Raw genomic sequence first — 21,842 nt, 5'->3', positions numbered from 1 at the left:
GTCCGGTCCCGCTGGGGACGGTCACAACCTGGACGGTTCCGCGATGCGACATGGCCCAGACGTCACGGTCCCGTCAGAGTCTGTTTTCGCGGTTGAGCGGTCTGTTCGTTAGCCTGTAGTGCGATACATCGGTCCCGATCATCCGGTTCCGGTCGCCAACCAGGAGTACTACATGACATCGGTTCAGACAGCCCTCAGCGCGGACAACCTCGGCGGGATCGACTTCAAGGTCGCAGACCTCTCTCTCGCCGCCTATGGCCGGCTGGAGATCGACCTGGCCGAGGCGGAGATGCCCGGACTGATGGAGCTGCGTCGTGAGTACGCAGATGTGGCCCCGCTGAAGGGTGCCCGCATCTCCGGTTCGCTGCACATGACCACCCAGACCGCCGTCCTGATCGAGACCCTCGTCTCGCTGGGCGCCGAGGTCCGTTGGGCCTCGTGCAACATCTTCTCCACCCAGGATCACGCCGCCGCGGCCATCGTCGTCGGCCCGTACGGAACCCCCGAGGAGCCCAAGGGCATCCCGGTCTTCGCATGGAAGGGCGAGAGCCTGGAGGAGTACTGGTGGTGCGCCGAGCAGATGCTGACCTGGCCGGGCGAGCCCGCCAACATGATCCTCGACGACGGTGGCGACGCCACCATGATGGTGCTGCGCGGCGCGCAGTTCGAGAAGGCGGGCGTCGTCCCGCCGGTCGAGGACAACGACTCGGCCGAGTACACGATCTTCCTCAACCAGCTGCGTGAGCGCTTCGAGACCGACAAGACCAAGTGGTCGACGATCGCCGAGTCGGTCAAGGGTGTCACCGAGGAGACCACCACCGGCGTGCTGCGCCTGTACCAGTTCGCCGCCGCCGGCGAGCTGACCTTCCCGGCCATCAACGTCAACGACTCGGTCACCAAGAGCAAGTTCGACAACAAGTACGGCACCCGCCACTCGCTGATCGACGGCATCAACCGCGCCACCGACGTCCTCATCGGCGGCAAGAAGGTCCTCCTCGCCGGCTATGGCGACGTGGGCAAGGGCTGCGCCGAGTCGCTCGCCGGCCAGGGCGCCCGCGTCCAGGTCACCGAGATCGACCCGATCAACGCGCTGCAGGCGCTCATGGACGGCTACGACGTCGTCACCGTCGAGGACGCGATCGGCAAGGCCGACATCGTGATCACCTCGACCGGCAACCTGGGCATCATCACCCTCGATCACATGCGCCAGATGAAGGACAAGGCGATCCTGGGCAACATCGGTCACTTCGACAACGAGATCGACATGGCCGGCCTGGAGAACTCCGGTGCCAAGCGCGTCGTCGTCAAGCCGCAGGTCGACCAGTGGATCTTCGACAGCGGCAAGTCGATCATCGTGCTGAGCGAGGGGCGTCTGCTGAACCTGGGCAACGCCACCGGCCACCCGTCGTTCGTGATGAGCAACAGCTTCTCGAACCAGGTCATCGCGCAGATCGAGGTCTGGACCAAGAACGACGAGTACGACAACGAGGTCTACCGCCTCCCGAAGCACCTCGACGAGAAGGTCGCCAAGATCCACGTCGAGGCACTCGGTGGTGTGCTCACCAAGCTCACCAAGGAGCAGGCCGAGTACATCAACGTCGACGTCGAGGGCCCGTACAAGCCCGATCACTACCGCTACTGAGTCGGCCCGCCGACGCGCTACTGATCTCTCGGTAGCGGCGGTCTGACCGACCGCTCACGCGACAACAATCCGCTCCCGCGACTGAAATCTCAGTCGCGGGAGCGGTTTTGTGTCGCGGGAAGGTGTGGGAGCGCCGGTTTCAGGCGGTGAGGAGGTCGTCGGCGAGCGACGGGGCGAGATTCGCGTCGAGGACCCACCACGGCGACAGCCAGTTGTTCTGCGCCAGCTGGCGATACACCGCGTCGACGTCGTGCTGCAGAGTGTTGTCGCGTTCGTAGAGGTCGCGGCCCCGCGTCGTGTCGGCGTCGCCGCGCGCGGCCGCCCGTCCCATCGCGACCTCGGCGGGCACGTCGATGAGCAGGTGGTGATCGGGCACCGGCAGGGCGAAGCGATGGAACTCCAGTTCGGCCACCCACTCCACGGCCTCGCCGGTGGCGTCCTCACCGCAGCGTGCGGCGGTGTAGGCGGCGTTCGACGCGACGTAGCGGTCGAGCAGCACCACGTCCGAGCCGGCCAGAGCCGCCCGGATGTCGGCCGCCGCACCTGCGCGATCGAGCGCGAACAGCATCGCCATCGCGTACGCGCTCGATCGCAGATCGCCGTGCGAACCGTGCAGCGCCTCGGCGGCGATGTCGGCGTGGACCGATTCGCCGTACCGGGGGAAGGCCATCGTCGTCACGCGACGTCCGGCGTCTCGCCACCTGCTGGTCAGGCCGTCGACGAGCGTGCGCTTGCCGGCGCCGTCGATTCCCTCCACCGCGATCAGAACTCCCACACCGCAGAGACTAGTCAGCACGGCGCGACATTCGACGTCGCCGGCGCCGGACGCGCCGGTCAGGGCCGGTGTGGACCTCGGCGCGCCACCCGCATGTTCACCGTCGTCGGTGTCACCATGGGGGTCATGAAGCCCAGGATTCTCGTCGTGGACGATGACGCGGCACTAGCCGAGATGCTCACCATCGTGCTGCGCGGCGAGGGTTTCGAGCCGTTCGTCGTCGGCGACGGCACCCAGGCGCTGGCCGCGGTCCGTGAGATCCGACCCGATCTCGTGCTCCTCGACCTGATGCTGCCCGGTATGAACGGCATCGACGTGTGCCGCGTGCTGCGTGCGGATTCCGGCGTGCCGATCGTGATGCTGACCGCCAAGAGCGACACCGTCGACATCGTCCTGGGCCTCGAGTCCGGCGCCGACGACTACATGGTCAAGCCGTTCAAGCCCAAGGAGCTCGTCGCGCGCGTCCGCGCGCGGCTGCGTCGCACCGACGACGAGCCCGCCGAGCTGCTGTCCATCGGGCCCATCGAGATCGACGTGCCTGCCCACAAGGTCACCCGCGACGGCAACCAGATCTCGCTGACCCCGCTCGAGTTCGACCTCCTCGTGGCCCTGGCGCGCAAGCCGCGTCAGGTCTTCACGCGTGACGTGTTGCTCGAGCAGGTGTGGGGATATCGCCACCCGGCCGACACCCGTCTGGTCAACGTCCACGTGCAGCGGCTGCGCGCCAAGGTCGAGCTCGACCCGGAGAACCCGGAGGTCGTGTTGACGGTGAGAGGGGTCGGCTACAAGGCCGGCCCGCCGTGATCGGACGGTCTCGTCGCAGGATCAACCCCACCTTCCCGCGTGCCCTGCGGAGGTGGTCGACGGCGGGCCGATTCGTCGGACGGATCTGGCGCCGCTCACTGCAGCTGCGCGTCGTCGTCTCGACGATGGTGCTGTCGTTCGTCGTCCTGCTGATCCTCGGGTTCGTGCTGACCAGTCAGATCACCGACCGACTGCTCGACCTCAAACTGCGGGCCGCCACCGAGGAGATCGATCGTGCGCGCACCTCGGTCGAGCGTGACCTCTCCGGCGGTGACGCCAACGCCTCGATCCAGAACCGACTGCGCCAGACGCGCTCGATCCTCACCGACCGCGACGTCGACACCACCCCGGCCTCGGGCGTCGTCGGCACCTTCGACACCGTCCTGCTGGTGCAGGGCGGGGGACCGCAGGACACCGCCTCGGTCGGCCCGATCGAGGAGATCCCGGACACCCTGCGCCGGATGGTGCGCGCCGGACAGATCGCCTACCAGTACTCGTCGGTCGAGGGGTCGACGGGACAGAAGACGCCTGCGCTGATCGTCGGCACCCCGACCTCGTCGGGCATCAGCGGGCTCGAGCTGTACCTCGTGTTCCCGCTGACCAACGAGGAGAGCACGGTGTCGCTGGTGCGCGGCACCATCTTCACCGGTGGGCTCGTCCTGCTGGGTCTGCTCGCGGCGATCGCGATGCTGGTGTCGCGGCAGGTGGTCATCCCGGTCCGGTCGGCGTCACGGATCGCGGTGCGCTTCGCCGACGGCCGTCTCAAGGAACGAATGCCCGTGCGCGGTGAGGACGACATGGCGCGCCTGGCCATGTCGTTCAACGACATGGCCGAGAGCCTGTCCAAACAGATCACCCACCTCGAGGAGTTCGGCGGACTGCAGCGGCAGTTCACCTCCGACGTCAGCCACGAACTGCGCACGCCGCTGACCACCGTGCGCATGGCCAGCGACGTGCTCTACGACGGCCGCGAGGACCTCGACCCGATACGCAAGCGGTCGGTCGAGTTGCTCAACAAGGAACTCGACCGCTTCGAGACACTGCTCGGCGAGCTTCTCGAGATCTCCCGGCACGACGCCGGTGTCGCCGAACTCGCCGCCGAGCGCGTCAGCATGAGCATCCCCATCGACGGCGCGTTGGCGACGGTGCGCCACCTCGCCGAGGACACCGACACCCCGCTGGTGCTCGACCTGCCCGAGGAGCCGGTGCTCGCCGAGATCGATCCGCGCCGCGTCGAGCGGATCCTGCGCAACCTGATGGCCAACGCCATCGACCACGGCGAGCAGCGCCCGGTGACCCTGACCATGCGTTCCGACGGCGACGCCGTCGCGATCACCGTGCGCGACCGCGGGATCGGACTGCGCCCCGGCGAGGAGAAGTTGGTGTTCAACCGGTTCTGGCGGTCGGACCCGTCGCGGTTCCGCCGCTCGGGTGGCACCGGCCTCGGCCTGGCCATCAGCATCGAGGACGCCCGCCTGCACCAGGGACGTCTCGAGGCGTGGGGAGAGCCGGGCAAGGGTGCGTCGTTCCGGCTCACCCTGCCTCTCGTCCGCGGCCACAAGGTCCTGGGAAGTCCGTTGCCGCTCAAGCCTGTTGGCGCGCGTAAGGTGAACGGCCGTGAGTGAGCACCGCGGCGGCCCCCGACCCTCGGTGACCGCACGGCGTGGTCGGTGGACGGTGCTGATCCTGCTGTGCGTGGTCGTCACCGGTCTCAGCGGTTGCGTCTCGATCCCCACCAGTTCCAGTCCGCAGCCCATCGGGTCGTTGGAGCGTCGCGCGCCCGCGGTCAACGTCCCCACCCCACGTCCCGGCATGGACCCCGAGTCGTTGGTGCGCGACTTCCTCAAGGCGACGGCGAACCCGAGTTCGGGACATCTCGCCGCGCGCCAGTACCTCACCAGCTCGGCGTCGGACGCCTGGGACGACCGTGGCGGCGCGCTGATCCTGAGCCAGATCAACGTGCTCACCGACGCCAGGACCGACAGCACGTTCACCGCGCGGATCATCGGCGACAACGCCGGGACCCTGCAGTCCAACGGTCATCTGGTCCCCGCGACCGGTCGGGTGGAGAGCCGGCTGTCGATGGTGCTCGTCGACGGTCAGTGGCGCATCGACGGGGCCCTGCCCAGCGGGGTGATGATCGACCGGACGCAGTTCACGTCGAGCTACCGACCGCGGGACCTGTTCTATCCCAGCGCCTCCGGCGAGTACCTGGTCGCCGACCCGCGGTGGCTCTACTCCACCGGCGAGGACTTCTCCGACCAGCTCGTCGACCTGCTGGTGGCGGGGCCGTCGGACGAGCTCGCCCGTGCGGTGGTCACCGAGTTCCCCGCGGGCGCCGCGCTGCGGGGCTCGATCGAGACCACGTCGACCGGGGGCGTCCGGATCGAACTGACCGGACTGAGCTCGTTGGCCGAACGCAACAGGACATTGCTCGCGGCGCAACTGATCTGGACTCTGAACAAGTCGGACGTGCCCGGCCCCTTCGTCATCGACGCCGACGGTGCTCCGCTCAACGACCGGTACTCGAGCGGATGGCGGACCACCGACGTCGCGTCGCTCGATCCCACCGACGCGGCGCAGTCGACGCTCGGTCTGCACGTGATCCGCGCCGGCGCACTCGATCGTGTCGACGGCGGGCGGCTCATCCCGATCGCGGGACCGCTCGGCACCTCGAATGCGTTGCTGTCGGCGACGATCTCGACCGACGGCGGCCGGGTCGCCGCGGTCACCCGCAACACCGCACCCCCGCCCGCCGCGGCGCAGGCGCTGCAGGTCGGTGACTACGGCGGCGTCGCGACGACGATGGCCACCGGCACCGTCATCTCCCGTCCGTCGTTCGGCCCCGACCGTGACACGATCTGGGCGGTTGTCGACGGCCGCGTGCTGCGGTGGTCCCGCGACGCGACCGGGACCGTGCAGGCGCCGGTGGTGGTCGACTCCGACGCCATGTCCACGGTGGCCCGCGGCGTCATCACCGAGCTACGGGTCTCCCGCGACGGGGCCCGCGTCGCGGCGATCGTCGGGGGCAAGACCGTGCTGGCCGTGGTCTCGACCGCGACCGACGGCGCGGTGTCGTTGACCGGCGCGCGCGACGCGGCGTTCAACATCGCCGGGCAGGCGGTCTCGCTCGACTGGATCTCCGGCGACACCGTCGTGGTCGCCCGCAACACCACCGACACCCCGGTCGTCCAGGTCAGCATCGACGGGACACCCGCGGTGGGTCTGCTCAGCGGCAACCTCACGCCGCCGGTCACCGCGGTGGTGGGGGACAACTCGACGCTGTACGCCGCTGACAGCCGCGGCATCCTGCAGCTCGGCAGCACCAACGGTGAGCCGGACCAGTACTGGAACGAGGTCGCCCCGACCATGGGCTCGCAGTCCATCCCCGTTCTGCCGCAGTGACCTGACGCGGGCCTGCCTTCCGCCGAGCGTGCCGTAACGACCTACCGACCGTGCCGAACGACCTGCCGAGCGTGCGGTTACCGGTCCACGGACTGCGATCACACGCGCGACGGGACGCAAAGGCACGGTCGGCGAGTGATTACGGCACGGTCGGCGAGTGATTACGGCACGGTCGGCGGGTGATTACGGCACGGTCGGCGGGTGGGGATCGACCCACACCGGTGGACAACCACCCTGCGCCCCGGCGCCGGTGGAGACTCCGCGACGTCGGACGCGCGATCATCGACCCGTGCCGTCACCGACCGCCCGGACGTGGCTCGACGGCGCGTGGCAGGTGGCCCGCGCCGGCGCTGACCTGGTGGTGCCGCTGCTCTGCGGCGGGTGCGGCCGTCCCGGCACACGATGGTGTCGGTCCTGCGACGACGTGGCGCACGACGACCCGATCGTGCTCACGCCCCGGGTGCCGCCACCGGTCGGCGCGTGGGCGCTCGGGCGATACCGCGGCCCGATGCGCAGCGCGGTCCTGGAGCTGAAGGAACACGGTCGCCGCGACCTCGTCGCTCCGTTGGGGTCGGCGCTCGCACACGGTCTCGTGCGTCTGGCGGCCTGGTCGGAGCTGCCCGCCGAGGCGACCGAGCTGGTGCTCGTCCCCGCTCCCACCCGTATGTGGTCGGCGCGCCGACGCGGCGGCGACCCTGTCACGGCCATCGCGTCCGACGCCGCGTCGAGACTGGGCGCCCGGGTCCGCGTCGCCCCGATGCTGCGTACCTCGATGTGGGCCCGCGACTCGGCCGGGTTGTCGGCGCGCGACCGCGTCGACAACCTCGACCACGCCGTCGCGGTGCGCCCCCGTGCACGTCGGCCCACCGCGGCGACACATCCGCACGCCGCGGTCGTCCTCGTCGACGACGTGCTCACCACCGGCGCCACCGCGAGCGAATCCATCCGGGTGCTCGCTGGCGTCGGCGTGCGGGTCGACGCCGTGCTCGTCATCGCGGGCGCGTGAGGCGGTACCCGCGGCGCCCGTCTGCACCATCGCTCCCGTGACCGACACGCAGCGAGAACGAAATGAAGGCTTGATGAAATGTTGATGCCCAAATCATGGCGACGCCCCGCTGTTGCGACTACGGTCGGAGGTCATCGGGCACCGCGGACCAACCGCGGTACCGCGGCCGTCGGCAGTGATGCCGGCAGGCCACAGGAGTCAACCGGCAACCCTTGGAGGTGAGGCCACTCCCATCAGAGGTGTCATTGCGGTGCAACCGATTTCATCTACGAATACGTGCGCCGTTGGCATTGACCACGACCCGTTCTCCCCACGGGGATCCGGCGCGGAACTCATGTGCCGACCCCCCGGTGACCGGAGACGGACGATCACCCCAAACCAGGAGGTTCTTCGAGTGTCGACAACCACCCACGCCACATCCGCCACCACCGATTCGCGCCACGACGCCGACCCGTTCGACCGACGATCGGCGTTCGTTCGCCCGGTCGACTCGTCGGAGGCGGACAGCCCTGCGATCCCCGATGCGACGGTGGTCGTCACCGGTCGCAACGTCGAGGTGCCCGAACACTTCCGGGTGCACGTCGGCGACAAGCTCGCACGCGTCGAGCGCTACGACCCCTCGATCTTCGCCTTCGACGTCGAGCTCTACCACGAACGCAACCGACGACAGTCGAAGGTCTGTCAACGGGTCGAGATCACCGCGCGGGGTCGCGGACCGGTGGTGCGCGCCGAGGCGTGTGCGGAGAACTTCTACGCGGCGCTCGAGATCGCGGTGGACCGGCTGCAGTCCCGACTGCGCCGCACCAAGGATCGGCGCAAGGTCCATCACGGACTGCGGACCCCGATCTCCGTCGCCGAGGCCACGGCCGACATCGACCCGACCCTCGACGGTCAGGCCCAGGCCCCGGCCGAACCGGACTGGGCCGCCGAGGTGCCCGAGTCCGACGGCCCCGGACAGGTGGTCCGCGTCAAGGAGCACGAGGCCGTGCCCATGACCGTCGACGACGCCCTCTACGAGATGGAGCTCGTCGGACACGACTTCTTCCTGTTCCACGACAAGGAGAGCGACCGGCCGTCGGTGGTCTACCGCCGTCACGCCTTCGATTACGGGTTGCTCCGCCTGGCCTGACCCGAGGGACAGCCACGACCGCCGGCCGCCGAGAAACAGCTCCCACGCTGCGCTCGGCGGTCGGCGTCGTCCGGTGACCTACCATGTACTCCGAGACAGCGACGCCCGGCGTACACCCATGCCCCGCGTGCGCTGAGGAACCATGCGGGCGTGCCCAGGCCGCACAAGGGCGCAGACGACGGATCGAGGAAGCAAACAGTGCTCAACAAGATGCTGCGAATCGGCGAGGGCCGGATGGTCAAACGTCTGGACGCGATCGCGACTCACGTCGAGTCACTCTCCGACGAGATCGAGTTGCTGACCGACGAGGAGCTCCGCGAGAAGACCGCCGAGTTCAAGCAGCGCTACATCGACGGCGACACCCTCGACGAGATGCTGCCCGAGGCCTTCGCGGTCGCCCGCGAGGCGGCCTGGCGCGTGCTGCAGCAGAAGCCGTTCCATGTCCAGATCATGGGCGGCGCGGCGCTGCACTTCGGCAACATCGCCGAGATGAAGACCGGCGAGGGCAAGACCCTGACCTGTGTTTTGCCCGCGTACCTGAACGCGCTGACCGGTGAGGGCGTCCACGTCGTCACCGTCAACGACTACCTCGCGAAGTTCCACGCCGAGTGGATGGGACGCGTGCACCGCTTCCTCGGTCTGGAGACCGCGGTCATCCTGACCGGGATGAACCCCGACGAGCGGCGCGTGGCCTACAACGCCGACATCACCTACGGCACCAACAACGAGTTCGGCTTCGACTACCTGCGCGACAACATGGCGCACTCGCTGGCCGACCTCGTGCAGCGCGGGCACGCCTACGCGATCGTCGACGAGGTCGACTCGATCCTCATCGACGAGGCCCGTACCCCGTTGATCATCTCGGGCCCCGCCGACGGTTCGAGCAAGTGGTACACGGAGTTCGCGCGGATCGCCCCGCAGCTGAAGAAGGACACCCACTACGAGGTCGACATCCGCAAGAAGACCATCGGTGTGCACGAGGAGGGCGTCGAGTTCGTCGAGGACCAGCTCGGCATCGACAACCTCTACGAGGCCGCGAACTCACCGCTGGTCAGCTACCTGAACAACGCGATCAAGGTCAAGGAACTGTTCGAGCGCGACAAGGACTACATCGTGCGCAACGGTGACGTCCTCATCGTCGACGAGTTCACCGGCCGCGTGCTGGACGGTCGGCGCTTCAACGAGGGCCTGCACCAGGCCATCGAGGCCAAAGAGGGCGTCGAGATCAAGCCCGAGAACCAGACGCTGGCCACGATCACCCTGCAGAACTACTTCCGCATGTACGAGAAGTTGGCCGGCATGACCGGTACGGCCCAGACCGAGGCCGCCGAGCTCGACCAGATCTACAAGTTGGGCGTGCTGCCGATCCCGACGAACAAGCCGATGGTCCGTGCCGACAAGACCGACCTCATCTACAAGACCGAAGAGGCCAAGTTCGCCGCCGTCGTCGACGACATCACCGAGCGCAACGAGAAGGGGCAGCCGGTCCTGATCGGTACCACCAGCGTCGAGCGCTCGGAGTACCTGTCGCGTCTGCTGACCAAGCGCGGGATCAAGCACACCGTGCTCAACGCCAAGTTCCACGAGCAGGAGGCGCAGATCATCGCCGAGGCCGGTCGGTCCGGCGCGGTCACCGTCGCCACCAACATGGCCGGTCGTGGCACCGACGTCGTGCTCGGCGGCAACCCGGACGTCATCGCCGACGTCCGGCTGCGCAAGCAGCGTCTCGATCCGGTGGACACGCCGGAGGAGTACGAGGCCGCGTGGGACGACGCGATCGCCGCGGTGAAGGCCGAGGCCGCCGCCGACGCGCAGAAGGTCAAGGAGGCCGGCGGTCTCTACGTCCTGGGCACCGAGCGCCACGAGTCCCGCCGGATCGACGACCAGCTGCGTGGCCGGTCGGGTCGTCAGGGTGATCCCGGCGAGTCCCGGTTCTACCTGTCGTTGGGTGACGAGCTCATGCGCCGCTTCAACGGCGCGGCGCTCGAGTCGATCATGAACCGAGTCAACCTGCCCGACGACGTCCCGATCGAGGCGAAGATGGTCACCAAGGCCATCCGCAGTGCGCAGACCCAGGTCGAGCAGCAGAACTTCGAGGTCCGCAAGAACGTCCTCAAGTACGACGAGGTGATGAACCAGCAGCGCAAGGTCATCTACGGCGAGCGCCGCACCATCCTCGAGGGCGAGGACCACAGTGCCGAGGTCCAGCGGATGATCGACGATGTCGTCACCGCCTACGTCACCGGCGCGACGGCCGAGGGCTACGTCGAGGACTGGGATCTCGACGAGCTGTGGAACGCGATGAAGACGCTCTACCCGATCGAACTGGACTACAAGGAGATCGTCGGGGAGAACGAGTTCGGCGAGCGCGAGGACATCACCGCCGAGGAGCTGGCCGAGAAGTTGGCCTCCGACGCCCACAAGGCCTACAAGTCACGCGAGGCCGAGATCGAACGGCTCGCGGGCGACGGCGCGATGCGGCAGCTCGAGCGGACCATCCTGCTCAGCGTGCTCGACCGCAAGTGGCGCGACCACCTCTACGAGATGGACTACCTGCGCGAGGGCATCCATCTGCGGTCGATGGCCCAGCGCGACCCGGTGGTCGAGTACCAGCGCGAGGGCTTCGACATGTTCTCGGGGATGCTGGAGGGGCTGAAGGAGGAGTCGGTCGGCTTCCTGTTCAACGTCGCCGTCGAGACCAACCCCGCCGACACGCAGGCCGCACCGGCTTCGGCCCCCGCGGTCGCACCGGTCGCCCCGCGTCCGCTGCCGACCGAGGAGGCGCAGGGCGCTGTCGGCTTGACGAAGTCGGCCGCCCCGACGGCGTTGCGGGCGCGTGGTTTCGAGGACGAGACGCCCGACCTGGTCTACACCGGACCGTCCGAGGACGGCGGGACCCAGCAGATCAGTGAGGCCGAGGACACCGCGGGCCTCTCGGCGACCCGACGGGAACGTCGTGCCGCCGCACGATCGAACGGCCGCAACTCCGGGCCCAAGCCGCCGAAGGCGCGCAAGAAGCGCTAGCCGCCGAAGGCGCGCAAGAAGCGCTAGCCGCCGAAGGCGTTAGCAGCGCTCCCGCGACCACATTCCGCTCCCGCGACTGAAATCCCGGTCGCGGGAGCGGATTCGTGTCGCGGAAGGTCCGAGCTAGCGAAGAGTTCCGATCGTGAGCAGCTGGGCGTCGCCGGATCGGCAGGCCGTGAACACCGTTGTCCTGACGAAGATGGCGTCGCGATCGTTGGGTGGGTAGATCCGCAGGCCGTCGGCGCGGACCTGGTCGCAGCCGGTGAAGTTGCCGGCCTCGGCGACCCTGAGCTGCGCTGTCGCCACGCCGCGCGGTTCGATGGCGGTCGTTACGACTGTCGAGCCGTCCCGGACAGCTGCTGCGCCGAGTTGTGTTCCGTTCCCGTCGCCCACGAACGAGACTCCCGGATAGCCGGTCAGCGTGCACACGGAGGATCCGATGTTCGTCAGTGCGAGCGTCCCGTATTCCGACCCGGCGGTGCCACCCCCGCGGCCCCGGTTCGTGACGGTGCCCGACAGGTCAGCGGCGCGGCATGGTTGCGCGCCTGCGGAGTTCACCGGCGTACGGGTGCCGGGCAGGCCGGTGGACGACGTGTCCGGCGGCCTGACGGTTGTCGACGTGTCGTCCGGTGTCGACGTCACTGTCGACACGACGGTCGAGGGTGCGACGGAGCTGTCGTTCGTGTCCGCGGAACAACCGGCCAGCGTGCCTGTCGCGGCGGCGGCGAGTACGGCGAGCACAGCGATGCGTGATCTCATGAACATAGATTAGCTATGCAAAAGGTGGCCGTGTGCGAAACGTGGGTGATCTGCCCCATGTGGAACCGGATCGCGTGGGGCTGCGTCTGATGTGGTGCACGATCCCGGAACCGTGACGAGACCTCGTCCACCGGGTCGTCTCGACGACGGGTGGGGTTCATGGTGGGTGTCCGAACGCAGGTGGGGTCTGCCGAGGGGGAGACGACGCGCAGCAGTGCGCTCGTGATCGCACCGATCCCGCGATACGAACCCGACCCGGTGTCGGTGACCGGGGTGAGGCCACGTCCGGCCGCGGTCGCACCGCACGCGCACGCACCGGACGGCCCCCGGCCGGGGCGACCGATCGCCGACCGCGTCGATCCGTCGGCCCGCGCGTTCGCGGTGTCCGCGCTGACGATGCTGCTCGAGATCATCGACCGTCGTCGGCCGGTGGCGCAGCTGGCCTCGGTGGCGTCGCCCCACATCGTCGATCAGGTGTCGGTGTGGTCCGCCCGGCCACAGGCCGTGAGCACGGCCCCACCCCGAGCCCGTCCACCCGCGGCGACGCTGATGCGGGTGCATCTGCAGTGGTCGGGCCCCGATGCCGCGGAGGTGTCGGCGACGTACTCGCGGGGTGTCCGGGTCAAGGCCATGGCGGCGCGTGTGCAGCGGGTTCCGGTCCGGGTCCGCCCCGGCGTTCCCGGCGGACCGCGGACCACCGAGCTGCGATGGATGCTGGTCAACGTGACCACCGCCTGAAGTCCCGAACGCCCGCGAAGCCGTACCGGAATCGCCTATTGTCCTTATGTCAGGACAAATGATGGAGGAGCGGTCGATGCGCATCGGAGTGGTCGGTTACGGAACGGGTGGACGGCTGTTCCACGTGCCCTACGTGGTGGCGGCGGAGGGTGTCGAACTCGTCGGCGTCGTGACGCGGAGCCCGGAACGGACACAGCAAGCGCAGCAGGATGTTCCGGGGTTGGCCGTGTACGACTCGATGGCCGAACTGATCGACGCCGGTGTGGACGCGGTCACCATCACCACGCCGCCGGAGACGCGTCGCGAGCTGGTGCTCGAAGCGATCGGACGCGGGGTGCACGTCATCGCGGACAAGCCGTTCGCGCCCGATCCGGACGGTGCGCGCGAACTCGTCGCCGCTGCGGCGGAGGCGGGCGTGCTGTTGAGCGTCTACCAGAACCGACGGTGGGACGCCGACATCCGGACGCTCGCCGCCGTGCTGCCGTCGGTGGGTGACGTCTGGCGGGTCGAGTCGCGCTTCGACCTCGACGAGCCGGGCAGCCTCGACGGCGGACCCACCGGTGGCCTGCTGCGTGACATGGGAGCCCACCTGTTCGACCAGATGATCTGGCTGTTCGGCCCGGTCGCCCGTGTCACCGCGCACCTGGACTGGATCGATCAGGCCGATGGTCCTACCGACGCCGGCTTCGTGGTGTCGATGACCCACGAGTCCGGGGTCTATACGACGGTGTCGTCGAGCAAGTGCAACCGCATCGAAGAACGGTCGCTGCGCGTCTACGGCAGCGTCGGGAGCTTCACGAGCAACGGTACCGACGTGCAGACCCGGCAGATCAAGGCCGGCCGACGTCCCGCCGACGACGCCGCCGGCTGGGGGTACGAGGACGAGAGTCGGTGGGGTGTTCTGCACACCGACGACGGCAAGCGGTCGGTGCCCTCCGAGCAGGGGTGCTACCAGGAGTTCTATCGGCAGTTCGGTGCGGCGGTCGACGCCGGAGCGCCGCAACCGGTCCCCGCATCCGAGGCCATCGCCACCATCGAAGTACTCGCCGCCGCACGCCGCAGCGCGCTCGAGGGTGTCACCGTCGAACTCTGATCGTCGCCACCGACAACGCCGGCCGCATCGAATCCGATGCGGCCGGCGTTGTCGGGTGGGGGAGGGCTCAGGCGTTTTGCGGGAACCCGAGGTTCAGACCTCCGTGTGACGGATCCAACCAGCGGCTGGTGACGGCCTTGCCGCGCGTGAAGAAGTGCACACCCTCCATACCGTGGGCGTGGGTGTCGCCGAACAGCGAGTTCTTCCATCCGCCGAAGCTGTAATACGCCATCGGGACCGGGATCGGGACGTTGATCCCGATCATGCCGACCTCGACCTCGTTCTGGAATCGACGTGCGGCACCGCCGTCGTTGGTGAAGATGGCGGTGCCGTTGCCATACGGGTTGGCGTTGATGAGTTCGAGAGCCTCGTCGTAGGTGTCGACCCGGAGAACCGCGAGCACCGGTCCGAAGATCTCGTCGGTGTAGACGCTCATGTCGGTGGTGACGTTGTCGATCAGCGTCGGCCCCAACCAGAACCCGCCGTCTTCGCCGTCCGGGGACACGGTGCGACCGTCGAGGACCAGCGTGGCGTTGTCGGCCTCGCCCGCATCGACGTAGGACGCGACCTTGTCACGGTGTGCCTGTGTGACAAGCGGTCCCATGTCGGAGTTGCGCGTCCCGTCGCCGGTGACGATGGTCTTCGCCCGCTCGGCGATCTTGGCCACCAGCTCGTCGGCGATGTCACCCACGGCGACACATGCCGAGATCGCCATGCAGCGTTCGCCGGCGGAGCCGAAGCCCGCGTTGACCATTGCGTCGGCGGCGAGGTCCAGATCCGCATCGGGCAGCACGATGGCGTGGTTCTTCGCGCCGCCGAGGGCCTGGACACGCTTGCCGTTCGCGGTTCCGGTCGAGTACACGTACTGCGCGATCGGAGTGGAGCCGACGAAGCTGATCGACTTGACGGACTTGTTCTCCAGCAACTCGTCGACGGCGACCTTGTCGCCCTGCAGCACGTTGAACACGCCGGCGGGCAGACCCGCCTCGGCCCACAGCTCGGCCATCCAGATCGCGGCCGACGGGTCCTTCTCGCTCGGCTTGAGCACCACGGTGTTGCCCGCCGCGATGGCGACCGGGAAGAACCACATCGGGACCATCGCCGGGAAGTTGAACGGGGAGATGATGCCGATCGGGCCGAGCGGCTGCCGGATGGAGAAGACGTCGACCTTGCTCGACGCGTTCTCGGTGAAGCCACCTTTCAGCAAGTGTGGGATCCCGCAGGCGAATTCGACGACCTCGAGGCCGCGGGACACCTCGCCCAGTGCGTCGGAGACGACCTTGCCGTGCTCGGAGGTGACGATCTCGGCGAGCTCACCCTTGCGTGCATTGAGCAACTCCCGGAACGCGAAGAGTATCTGTACCCGCTTCGCCAGGGAGGTGTCGCGCCATGCGGGGAATGCCGCGGCGGCTGCGTCGATCACCGCGCGCGCGTCCTCGACGTTGGCCAGGGCGACCTCGCCGGTGACCTTGCCCGTCGCCGGGTTGGTCACCGGCGCGGTCGCCGAGCTGGTGCCGGGGTAGCCCTTGTTGTTGATCCAGTGGGAAATGGTGGAGGTCATGATCGGCGTTCCTGTCGGGATGTGGAGTGGACGAGGGTGTTTCGGATGCGCGTCAGCGACTGTGCTCGGCGACGTGATCGGTCATGGTCTGCAGCTGATACCGCGAGACCTCGTGTGCGTTGTCGTTCTCGGCGAAGACGCTCGACACCATCACCGTGTCGTCGCGGTCGTAGAACCCGATCTGGCCGAGGGTGGAGAAGAACTCGTCCCAGTTGACGTCGCCGTCGCCGATCTTCAGGTGTTGGTGTACCCGTACGGCGTTGCCCGGGGGGTTCGTGATGTACCGAAGCCCATGCGATGCGTGGTGATCCATGGTGTCGGCGACGTGTACGAGTCGCAGCATGTCACCGGCGGCGGTCATGATCTCGGCCATGTTGCCGCCCATGTGAAAGCTGTGGCACGCGACGAACACCAGACCGAAGTTCGGTGAGTTGATGCCGCGGATCGTGCGGATCGCGGCGAGGCCGTCTTCGACGAAGTCGTCCGGGTGCGGGTCGATCCGGACGTCGATGCCCTCGCGCTCGATGATCGGGACGAGCTCTTCCATCGACCGGTAGAACGCGCGCTCGGACTCCTCGGCCTTCTCCGGTCGTCCGGAGAACTCCGTGTTCATCACGTTCACACCGAGATCGACGGTGATCTGGATCGCGCGCTTCCAGTAGCGGACGGCAGCTTCGCGAGCGTCCTCGTCGGGGCCGGACCAGCGCAGGACCGGCAACACCGACGCGATCCCGACGCCGGCGTCGGCGCACGACTTCCGGAACTTCGCCACCAGGGCGTCGTCGGCCTTGGGGTGGTTGAAGAACGGGATCATGTCGGCGTGGGGTGTCAGCTGCAGGTGGTCGTAGCCCAGTTCGGCCACCACCGCGGGAAGTTCGAGAAGCGAATGTGAATGGTGAAACGGCGTGGGATCGAGTGCGATCTTCATCTCACACCCCACTGACCGATGCCGCGACCGCGTGGATGTCAGCGCGATCGATCATCTCGACGGTCTCCGGTCGGCCGGAATCCAGCGACCGCACGCCCGCTGCGCACACGGCCGCGGCGGCGTAGCCGTCCCACGCACCCGGTCCGTCGACGTTGACCCCGGATCGGACCGCGTTGACCCACCGCTGGATCTCGGTGTCGTATGCCTGCCCGAAGCGCTCGGTGAACGACGGCGTGATGTCGCCTCCCCATGATCCGGCCCTCGAGCGACCGTCACCGACGGCTGCGCCGGTGCTGTACTTGCGGACCATGCCGACGTCGAGACCGATGAAGGCAGAACCCTTCTCGCCCACGACCTCGGTGCGCACCTCATAGGCGACACCGGTGGTCACGAAGACCTCGGCGTCGATGTGCCGACCGGATTCGGTGGTGAAGTAGGCGATCTGCGGATCCTGCAGGCCCGCGGGCGCGCTCGGGTTCGCCGACGGCTTGATGATGTGGACCGAGGTGATCTCCTCGTCGAAGAGGAAGCGGGTGACGTCGACCTCGTGGACGAGCGAGTCCTTCACGATCATCGAGCTGTCGAAGCTCGGCGGGACGGCAGGGTTGCGGTGCACGCAGTGCGCCAGCAGGACTCGACCGAACACGCCGTCGTCGATGGCGGTCTTGAGTTGGCTGTACTCGTGGTCGAAGCGTCGCATGAAGCCGACCTGGATGAGCGGTGTGCCCGACTGCGCCTCGCGACGGACGATGTCGAGCGAGGTCGCGACGTCGGTGGTGAGCGGCTTCTCGCAGAGGACCGGCTTCCCGTGCTCGATGCACGCGATCAGCTGTGCCTCGTGGGTCGGACCCGGGGTCGCGAGCAGCACCGCATCGACCTCGGGATCGGCGATGGCGGCAAGCGGATCGGAGATGGCGCGGCACCCGTCGATACCCGCGGCGATGGTCTCGGCCTTGTCGTGCAGGTAGTCGTTGACGACGGCGACGCGCGCGCCCTTGATGCGTCCGGTGATGCGCTCGACGTGATCGGCGCCCATCATCCCGACGCCCAGAACGGCGACACGCAGTTCGGCGGTGGTGCGGTCAGACATGTGTGTTTCTCCTACAGACGTGAACGGGTCAGCTGAAGCCGACGGCAGGGATCCCGCACGATCCCAGGTACTTCCGGGTGCGGGTGGCGATGGGGAGCGGTGTGTCGACGGCACAGGGATACATGTCCTGCTCGACGATCGCGAAGATGTCGATGCCGAGGTCGGCGACCGCCTCGAGCAGCGGGGGCATGTCCGGGATCCCTCGCGGCGGCTCGGTCATCGCACCGAGTCGGACCGCCTCGCCGAACGGCAGATCGTCGGCTGCGACCTTGGCGCGCACGTCTTCGTCGACCTGCTTGAGGTGCAGGTACCCGATCCGTTCGGGGTGCCCGGTGATGATCGCGAGGTTGTCGCCACCGCAGTAGCTCACGTGTCCGGTGTCGAGGCAGAGGTTGACGAACTCCGGGTCGGTGTTCTCGAGGAAGCGGTAGATGTGCTCCTCGGTGTCGACGTGGCTGTCGGCATGCGGGTGGTACTGCGCTCGTACGCCGTACTTCTCGAACATCGCACGGCCGAGCTGGTTCATGCCGTCGGTCTTGCGGCGCCACTGATCGTCGCTGAGGACGCGGTCCTCGAGGACCGCCCCGGTGGCCGGATCCCGCCACATCTCCGGGATGACCACCACGTGGTCACCGCCGACGGCGGCCGTCAGCTGTGCGACATCCTCGATCTGCGACCACACGGCGTCCCACGCGTCGTCCCGGTGCAGGTGCTCGAACACCGTTCCGGCCGAGAGCTTCAGCCCTCGCGACCCGAGTTCGTCGAGGAGTTGGGCGGGATCGGTCGGCAGGTAGCCGAACGGGCCCAGCTCGATCCACTGGTACCCCGCGGAGACGACCTCGTCGAGGAAGCGGGTGTACGGCGTCTGGTGCGGATCGTCGGGGAACCAGACTCCCCAGGAGTCGGGTGCGGAGCCGACGCGGATGGTGGACGTCACGTCGCACCGTCGGCGTCGGGAGCGGTCGCCGGCCGCAGATAGGGGCGTTGGACGGCTTTCCACTGCTGGTACGTGGCGTAGGCCTGCTGGGTGGAATCGAGGGTGGAGGTCTCCGAGACCGGTACGTCCCACCAGGATTCACTGTCGGGTGCACCGATCAGCGGATCGGTCTCGACATGGATGACGGTGGTGGTGGTCGCCGCCTTGGCGACCTTGATGGCGTCGGCGAACTCAGCCGCCGTGGTGGCGCGGATGACGTCGGCGCCCAGTGATGCGGCGTTGGCGGCCAGATCGATGGGCAGCACCGAACCGTCGAGGCGGCCGTCGCCGCCGCGGTAGCGGTAGTCGGTACCGAACCGCTGGGACCCCAACGATTCCGACAGTGACCCGATCGACGCGAAGCCGTGGTTCTGCACCAGGACGACGATGACCTTGAGGTTCTCCTGGACCGCCGTCACGAGCTCGGTGGCCATCATCAGGTACGAACCGTCGCCGACCATGACGAAGACGTCGCGATCGGGGCAGGCCATCTTGACGCCGAGGCCGCCTGCGACCTCGTACCCCATGCAGGAGTACCCGTACTCGACGTGGTACCCCTTCGAATCACGTGTGCGCCACAGCTTGTGGAGGTCACCGGGCATCGAGCCCGCCGCGCACACCACGACATCGCGCGGATCGGAGATCTCGTTGACCAGGCCGATGACCTCGCTCTGCGTCAACGCCTCCTCGCCGGTCGCGACGTTGACACCGGTGGTGCCCGGTGCGTACACCGAGGACACGGTCGCGTCCCATTCGGCGGCGAGTACGCCGACCCGCTCGCGGTAGGAGGCGTCGACGGCGTGGTCGGCGAGCAGCTCGTCGAGTGCGTCGATCGCCTCGCGTGCGTCGGCGACGACGCTGTATCCGCCCTGTTTCACCGAATCCAGCGACGCCACGTTGATGTTGACGAACGTGACGTCGTCACCGGTGAACGCGGTGCGGGAGGCTGTGGTGAAGTCGCTGTAGCGGGTACCGATGCCGATCACGACGTCGGCCTCGGCGGCCAAGGCGTTGGCTGCGGTGGTGCCGGTCGACCCGATGGCCCCGACGGACTGCGGATGGTCGTAGCGCAGCGATCCCTTGCCCGCCTGACTCTGACCGACCGGGATGCCGGTCCGAGCGCAGAAGCGATCCAGGGATTCGGTTGCCCCGCTGTAGATGACACCGCCGCCGGCGACGATCAGCGGCCGCTTGGCCGAACGGATGATCGCGGCCGCGGAGGCGATGACCGACCGCTCGGGCAGCGGTCGCGCGACGTGCCAGGTGCGCGGGGCGAACAGCGATTCGGGCCAGTCGAAGGCCTCGGCCTGTACGTCCTGCGGGATGGCGACGGTTGCGGTGCCGGTCTCGACCGGGTCGGTGAGTACCCGCATCGCGCCGAGGAGAGCGCCCGGAAGCTGCTCGGGGCGCCAGACGCGATCGAAGTAGCGTGACACCGGCTTGAACGCATCGTTGACGGTGATGTCGCCGGCCGACGGGAGTTCCAGCTCCTGGAGCACCGGCGCGGAGGCGCGGGTGGCGAAGGTGTCGGCGGGGAGGAGCAGGACCGGCAGACGGTTGATCGTCGCCAGAGCGGCACCGGTGAGCATGTTGGTCGAGCCGGGGCCGACCGATGCCGACACGGCCCACGTCTGCAGGCGGTCCTTCATCCGTGCGAAGGCGGCGGCGGAGTGCACCATGGCCTGCTCGTTGCGGCCCAGGACGTACTGCAGGGTCTGTTCACGCCCCGCGTCGATGTCGTCGATCTCGTTCTGCAACAACGCCTGTCCGAGGCCGGCGACGTTGCCGTGTCCGAAGATCCCGAAACAGCCTGCGAAGAACTTGGTCGTCTCGCCGTCGCGTTCGACGTACTGGTTCGCGAGGAACCTCACGGTTGCCTGCGCGACCGTCAGATGGATGGTCTGTTCACCTTCGGGTGTGCGCACTCCGGTGATGCCGCCTGCGCGCCCGGTGTTGATCGGTGCCACGATTGTCTCTTTCTCGCGGTTGTGGTGGTGTGTTCTAGGACTTCTCGTGCGGTGTCCGGTGGAGCGGGAGGCGCGGGTCGACCGCCTGGTGCTCCCAGCTCTCGCGGAGCCAGGTGTGCGACGGGTCGTCGCAGATCCGCCAGGCTCGTTCGTCTCCCGGTCCGGCCATCACGTTGAGGTAGTACATGTCGTAGCCGGGGGCCGCGATCGACGGTCCGTGGTAACCGTGTGGAACCAGGACCACGTCGCCGGACCGGACCTCCTCGAGCACCTCGATCGGGCGTTCCGGCGTCCCGTAGACCCGGTGGTATCCGAAGCCGGGACTGCGCGGGTTCGGACTCCCGGGGCCGGCGGGGCCGTCGGCGATCTCGAAGTAGTAGATCTCCTCGAGTTGTGATTCCAGTTCGGTGTTCTCGTCGTGTTTGTGTGCGGGGTAACTCGACCAGTTACCGCCCGGGGTGATCACCTCGCAGGCGATGATCGAGTCGGCCTCGAACGCGCCTGCGGTACCGAAGTTGTGCACCTGACGGCTGCAGTTGCCCGCGCCGCGTAGTTCGACGGGCACGTCCGCGGACGGCACGTACCGGAAGTCGAGCTCGTTCGTCGCACGCGCACCGCACAGGGCGTAGCGGCCACCGCTCCCGTCTGCGGTCACGGTGTAGCTGGAATCCCTGCCGACATAGACGAAATCGGTGGGTCCGGAGAAGACGTTCGGTCGCCCGGCGAGCTCGAAGCTGCGGTCATCACACGACACGGTCGCCGAACCCGCGAGCGGGACCACGAGTATCTCGTCGTCCCCGCTGCTGCGGGTGATGGACTCCCCGGCGCCCAGTTCGACGACGAACAGCGAGGACTCGGTCCAGCCTGCCGATTCGGGTGTGACGTCCACGGTCAGGGGAGCGGTGGCGCTGCCCGCCGGGATGTAGTACTTGCTGTCCACGCCGA

General features: G+C 68.0%; 17 protein-coding genes. 9 read left to right on the top strand and 8 right to left on the bottom strand.

Features of this window, described 5'->3' with window-relative positions:
• The first annotated feature begins 172 nt into the window (after window positions 1–172).
• A complete protein-coding gene (ahcY, locus tag LX13_RS16965) occupies window positions 173–1,642 on the top strand; it encodes an adenosylhomocysteinase (RefSeq protein WP_253662459.1) in 1,470 nt (489 codons plus the stop codon).
• Window positions 1,643–1,781: 139 nt separating this feature from the next.
• Here ahcY and LX13_RS16960 read toward each other — a convergent pair whose 3' ends face one another.
• Entirely contained in the window at window positions 1,782–2,417 is a 636-nt protein-coding gene (locus LX13_RS16960; RefSeq protein WP_253662458.1) for a dTMP kinase, read from the bottom strand.
• A 117-nt stretch (window positions 2,418–2,534) separates the two neighbouring features.
• Between LX13_RS16960 and mtrA the strand changes: the two genes are divergently transcribed.
• The 6 genes from mtrA (at window position 2,535) to secA (ending at window position 11,785) form a co-directional block, all read left to right on the top strand.
• A complete protein-coding gene (mtrA, locus tag LX13_RS16955) occupies window positions 2,535–3,221 on the top strand; it encodes an MtrAB system response regulator MtrA (protein WP_253662457.1) in 687 nt (228 codons plus the stop codon).
• A complete protein-coding gene (mtrB, locus tag LX13_RS16950; protein ID WP_308214759.1) occupies window positions 3,218–4,846 on the top strand; it encodes an MtrAB system histidine kinase MtrB in 1,629 nt (542 codons plus the stop codon). Before mtrA ends, mtrB begins: the two co-directional genes overlap by 4 nt.
• Window positions 4,839–6,626, top strand: a complete 1,788-nt coding sequence (gene lpqB, locus LX13_RS16945) for an MtrAB system accessory lipoprotein LpqB (RefSeq protein ID WP_253662456.1) — start codon at window positions 4,839–4,841, stop codon at window positions 6,624–6,626. The genes mtrB and lpqB overlap by 8 nt, the downstream gene beginning before the upstream one ends.
• 289 nt (window positions 6,627–6,915) lie before the next feature.
• Window positions 6,916–7,632 (top strand): ComF family protein, encoded by a 717-nt coding sequence (locus tag LX13_RS16940; protein ID WP_253662455.1) that lies wholly within the window; start codon window positions 6,916–6,918, stop codon window positions 7,630–7,632.
• A gap of 394 nt (window positions 7,633–8,026) precedes the next feature.
• Window positions 8,027–8,761 carry a ribosome hibernation-promoting factor, HPF/YfiA family gene (hpf, locus tag LX13_RS16935; protein WP_253662454.1) on the top strand — a complete coding sequence of 245 codons (735 nt, stop codon included), beginning with the start codon at window positions 8,027–8,029 and terminating at the stop codon, window positions 8,759–8,761.
• Between the two features lie 198 nt (window positions 8,762–8,959).
• Window positions 8,960–11,785 carry a preprotein translocase subunit SecA gene (secA, locus tag LX13_RS16930; RefSeq protein WP_253662453.1) on the top strand — a complete coding sequence of 942 codons (2,826 nt, stop codon included), beginning with the start codon at window positions 8,960–8,962 and terminating at the stop codon, window positions 11,783–11,785.
• Between the two features lie 123 nt (window positions 11,786–11,908).
• Here secA and LX13_RS16925 read toward each other — a convergent pair whose 3' ends face one another.
• Entirely contained in the window at window positions 11,909–12,544 is a 636-nt protein-coding gene (locus LX13_RS16925) for a DUF4232 domain-containing protein (protein WP_253662452.1), read from the bottom strand.
• Between the two features lie 159 nt (window positions 12,545–12,703).
• Between LX13_RS16925 and LX13_RS16920 the strand changes: the two genes are divergently transcribed.
• Both LX13_RS16920 and LX13_RS16915 read left to right on the top strand, forming a co-directional pair.
• Window positions 12,704–13,282: an Rv3235 family protein gene (locus tag LX13_RS16920; RefSeq protein WP_253662451.1), complete on the top strand. Its 579-nt coding sequence runs from the start codon at window positions 12,704–12,706 to the stop codon at window positions 13,280–13,282.
• A gap of 76 nt (window positions 13,283–13,358) precedes the next feature.
• Window positions 13,359–14,375, top strand: coding sequence for a Gfo/Idh/MocA family protein (locus LX13_RS16915; RefSeq protein ID WP_253662450.1), 1,017 nt, complete (start codon window positions 13,359–13,361; stop codon window positions 14,373–14,375).
• Window positions 14,376–14,442: 67 nt separating this feature from the next.
• Here LX13_RS16915 and LX13_RS16910 read toward each other — a convergent pair whose 3' ends face one another.
• From LX13_RS16910 to iolB, 6 genes are read right to left on the bottom strand one after another with little or no spacing between them, the layout of a single operon-like run.
• A complete protein-coding gene (locus LX13_RS16910; RefSeq protein WP_253662449.1) occupies window positions 14,443–15,936 on the bottom strand; it encodes a CoA-acylating methylmalonate-semialdehyde dehydrogenase in 1,494 nt (497 codons plus the stop codon).
• A 52-nt stretch (window positions 15,937–15,988) separates the two neighbouring features.
• On the bottom strand, window positions 15,989–16,864 hold the full coding sequence (locus LX13_RS16905; RefSeq protein ID WP_253662448.1) for a sugar phosphate isomerase/epimerase family protein: 876 nt from the start codon (window positions 16,862–16,864) through the stop codon (window positions 15,989–15,991).
• A gap of 1 nt (window position 16,865) precedes the next feature.
• Window positions 16,866–17,954 carry a Gfo/Idh/MocA family protein gene (locus LX13_RS16900; RefSeq protein WP_253662447.1) on the bottom strand — a complete coding sequence of 363 codons (1,089 nt, stop codon included), beginning with the start codon at window positions 17,952–17,954 and terminating at the stop codon, window positions 16,866–16,868.
• A gap of 28 nt (window positions 17,955–17,982) precedes the next feature.
• The gene (locus LX13_RS16895) at window positions 17,983–18,891 is read right to left on the bottom strand and encodes a sugar phosphate isomerase/epimerase family protein (protein WP_253662446.1); all 909 of its coding nucleotides are present in this window, start codon (window positions 18,889–18,891) and stop codon (window positions 17,983–17,985) included.
• The gene (gene iolD, locus LX13_RS16890; RefSeq protein WP_372499927.1) at window positions 18,888–20,897 is read right to left on the bottom strand and encodes a 3D-(3,5/4)-trihydroxycyclohexane-1,2-dione acylhydrolase (decyclizing); all 2,010 of its coding nucleotides are present in this window, start codon (window positions 20,895–20,897) and stop codon (window positions 18,888–18,890) included. Before iolD ends, LX13_RS16895 begins: the two co-directional genes overlap by 4 nt.
• Before the next feature lie 34 nt (window positions 20,898–20,931).
• Window positions 20,932–21,837, bottom strand: a complete 906-nt coding sequence (gene iolB / locus LX13_RS16885) for a 5-deoxy-glucuronate isomerase (protein WP_253662805.1) — start codon at window positions 21,835–21,837, stop codon at window positions 20,932–20,934.
• Between the last annotated feature and the right edge of the window lie 5 nt (window positions 21,838–21,842).

The sequence above is a fragment of the Williamsia maris genome (assembly GCF_024171815.1).
Taxonomy (GTDB): Bacteria; Actinomycetota; Actinomycetes; order Mycobacteriales; family Mycobacteriaceae; genus Williamsia_A; species Williamsia_A maris.
This window is presented reverse-complemented; position numbering and strand designations above follow the sequence as displayed.